The organism is Lapillicoccus sp. (assembly GCF_025353065.1).
In the GTDB taxonomy this organism is placed as follows: Bacteria; Actinomycetota; Actinomycetes; order Actinomycetales; family Dermatophilaceae; genus Lapillicoccus.
Genome location: NZ_JANXRJ010000151.1, coordinates 1 through 3,514 on the forward strand (window position 1 = coordinate 1; position 3,514 = coordinate 3,514).

General features: G+C 71.4%; 3 protein-coding genes. 2 read left to right on the forward strand and 1 reads right to left on the reverse strand.

Going from position 1 to position 3,514, the window contains the following annotated elements; all coding sequences use genetic code 11:
• Positions 1–1,541: ABC transporter ATP-binding protein (locus tag Q0R63_RS11800; RefSeq protein ID WP_295697445.1), on the forward strand; the 1,541-nt coding region annotated here is incomplete at its 5' end.
• 126 nt (positions 1,542–1,667) lie between these two features.
• Here the strand turns inward: Q0R63_RS11800 and Q0R63_RS11805 are convergent.
• On the reverse strand, positions 1,668–2,912 hold the full coding sequence (locus Q0R63_RS11805; protein ID WP_295697447.1) for an MFS transporter: 1,245 nt from the start codon (positions 2,910–2,912) through the stop codon (positions 1,668–1,670).
• 47 nt (positions 2,913–2,959) lie between these two features.
• On the opposite strand from Q0R63_RS11805, the gene Q0R63_RS11810 reads away from it, so the two are divergent.
• The gene (locus tag Q0R63_RS11810) at positions 2,960–3,487 is read left to right on the forward strand and encodes an SRPBCC domain-containing protein (RefSeq protein WP_295697449.1); all 528 of its coding nucleotides are present in this window, start codon (positions 2,960–2,962) and stop codon (positions 3,485–3,487) included.
• Positions 3,488–3,514: the final 27 nt, after the last annotated feature.

The window sequence follows — 3,514 nt, forward strand, 5'->3', positions numbered from 1 at the left end:
GCCTGCGCGCCGACGTCGAGGCCAAGCTCAACCGGCTCCCGCTGCCCTACTTCGACGGCCAGCCGCGCGGCGAGCTGCTCAGCCGCGTCACCAACGACGTCGACAACGTCCAGCAGAGCCTGCAGCAGACACTGAGCCAGCTGCTCACCTCGCTGCTCACCGTCGTCGCCGTCGTCGCCCTGATGTTCTCGATCTCGTGGACCCTGGCCCTGATCGCCCTGGTGACGATCCCCGTCTCGATGGCCATCACCGCCGCCATCGCCAAGCGCTCGCAGAAGATGTTCGTCCAGCAGTGGAAGCACACCGGCGAGCTCAACGGCATCATCGAGGAGACCTTCACGGGGCACGGCCTGGTCAAGGTCTTCGGCCGGCAGAAGGAGACGCAGGCCTCCTTCGACGGCAAGAACAAGGACCTCTACGTCGCCTCGTTCGGTGCGCAGTTCATCAGCGGCATCATCATGCCCGCGATGATGTTCATCGGGAACCTCAACTACGTCGTCATCGCGGTACTCGGCGGGCTGCGGGTCGCGAGTGGGTCGATGAGCCTCGGCGACGTCCAGGCGTTCATCCAGTACTCCCGCCAGTTCACCCAGCCGCTGACCCAGCTGGCCTCGATGGCCAACCTGCTGCAGTCCGGGGTCGCCTCTGCCGAGAGGGTGTTCGAGGTTCTCGACGCTCCCGAGCAGGAGCCCGACTCGCCGACGGCGACGCCCGTCATCGACTCGCTCGGCCGGGTCGCCTTCGAGGACGTCACGTTCTCCTACACCCCCGAGCAGCCGCTCATCGAGGGTCTCGACCTCGTCGTCGAGCCCGGCCAGACCGTCGCCATCGTCGGTCCCACCGGCGCCGGCAAGACGACCCTCGTCAACCTCATCATGCGGTTCTACGAGCTCAACGCCGGGCGGATCACCCTCGACGGCGTCGACATCACCGAGATGACCCGCCACGACCTGCGCTCGCGGATCGGCATGGTGCTCCAGGACACCTGGCTCTTCGCCGGCACCATCCGCGACAACATCGCCTACTCCCGCCCCGACGCCACGGACGAGGACGTCATGGAGGCCGCCCGAGCGACCTTCGTCGACCGCTTCGTGCACTCGCTGCCGGACGGCTACGACACCATGCTCGACGCCGAGGCGGGCAACATCAGCGCCGGGGAGAAGCAGCTGGTCACGATCGCGCGCGCCTTCCTCGCCGCGCCGGAGCTGCTCATCCTCGACGAGGCCACCAGCTCCGTCGACACCCGCACCGAGCTCCTCGTCCAGCACGCGATGGCCGCCCTCCGCAGCGACCGGACGAGCTTCGTCATCGCCCACCGGCTCTCGACGATCCGCGACGCCGACGTGATCCTCGTGATGGAGGACGGCCGCATCGTCGAGAAGGGCTCGCACGACGAGCTGCTCACGCTCGGTGGGGCCTACTCCCGGCTGTATGCCGCCCAGTTCAGCGGCGCCGCAACGGAGCTCGACGAGTCGGGCGCCACCGCGGTCGGCCCCGGCGGTCCGGTGATGGCGGGCGCGCGGATGGCGCCGTGCGACTGACCTGCGGCCATGCCAAAGGTGACCTCTGGCGACGCCGCCTGCCGAGTGGTCAGCTCCGGTCCGTCCGAGGGGCTCCCCGGAGCCGAAGGTGACCTTTCGCGTGGCGGACCGGGCGCCGCACGTGACTCAGATCGGCGGGAGCTCCCCGAGCGCCGTTGTGACGTCCCCGGACCGGACGATCGAGCCCGTATGCCGCCGCAGCACCGCACGCCCCGGGCCGACGAGGACGACGGTGAGCACCAGGGCGCAGCCGCCGAGGACCAGGATGGGCACCCCCGTCGCGAGAGCGGCCGGACCGGCCGTCACCGACACGATCGACGGCACCGTGAAGCCGAAGTAGACGACGAGGTAGAAGACCGAGATCAACCCTCCCCGGCGGTCGGCCGGCGCGAGGAGGTCCGCGACGGTGACGCCCGCGGTGAGCGCGAGGCCCTCGCCGACCCCGCAGAGCAGCGACGCGGGCAGGACCCAGGGCCAGCCACCGGGTTGCACTGCGAGGTAACCGAACCCGGCTCCGCCCGCGGCCATGAGCGCCGCCAGCCACCCGGACGTCTCCGGACCCAGCCGTCGGGCCGGGCCCGTCGCGAGCGCCGCGCTCCCCTGGACGATGAGCGCGCAGACGCCGGTGAGGAAGATCGCCGCGCCGAAGCCCGACCGGACGATGGCGAGCGGGAACAGCGTGAGGCCGAGCACGGCATACGTGTAGACGAGCAGGCCGCAGGGCAGCAGGTACCACCCGAAGCCGGCGCCCGCGCCGCGCGGGATGCCGATCTGCAGGCGCCCTGGACGCGGCCGCGTCACTGTCTCGGGCAGGGTCCGCACGATGCCGAAAGCGAGCAGCAGCAACGCGATCGGGACGACGAAGCCGAGCACCTTGGGCCAGGGCGCCCACTGCACGAGGGTGCCCGAGAGCAGTGGCCCGAGGGCGAAGCCGACCGCCATCGCGGCGCTTGCCCGCATGGCCGCGGACGCCCCCTTCGCGGGCCCGGCCATCTCCCGCATCCACACCGTGCCGACGGTGAACACCGCGCCGCCGGTGAGGCCCTGGAGCACGCGGCCGACGTAGAGCGCCGGCTCGCCGACGACCGCAGCGGCGAGCAGGGCGAGCTGGGCGAGGACGGACATCGCGACGACAGGCACGACGACGGGCTTGCGACCGTGCCTGTCGGAGTAGGGCCCTCCGAGCAGGAGCGCAGGGACGAGGCCGAGCGCATAGACCGTGAAGAAGGCGGTGAGCACGGTCGCCGAGAGACCGAGGTCCTGCGTGTAGAACAGCAGGATCGGGCTCGGCGACTGGGTCCCGAACGCGACCGCGAACAACGCCACGGTCAGCCGCCGCTGGTCGCGCACGCTCGCTCCGACGCCGGTCACCTCGCGACCCTAACGCCCGGTCCGGCGCCGCCGCCTACGGTGGAGGGGTGCCGGACCTCGCCTTCACCCGGTCGTTCACCCGCATCCCCGCGGGCCGGACGATCACCCTTCGATGCCGGTATGCCGCGCCCGTCGCCGCCGTCTGGTCGGCGGTTACCGAGCCCGAGCGGCTGGCCCGCTGGTTCGGCGTCGTCCTCGAGTCGTTGCCGGAGAGCGGTTCCGTCGTCCTCGACGTCGGCGGCATACCGGCGCTCGTGCGGATCGAGCACTGTGACGCGGTGGGCGAAGGCGGTGCGCCCCGGGTGCTCGACATGCAGTGGACGTGGCAGGACGAGCCGCCGACGCGGGTGCTGCTGCGCCTCACGGGCGAAGACCCGGACGCGACCGACCTGACGCTGCAGCACTCCGGGCTGCTCGTCGACTCGCACGTCGTGGGCTTCGGTTCCGGGTGGGAGTGGTCGCTGACGGCGCTCGCGGCCGAGCTCGCCGGGGAGCGGCTCGACGAGCGCGGGCTGCCGGAGCACCAGGAGACCGCCCACGAGGTCTGGCGCGAGGTCTACCTGCGGGCTGACTGACGCTGCCCTCACGTCGTCGGCGGCCGC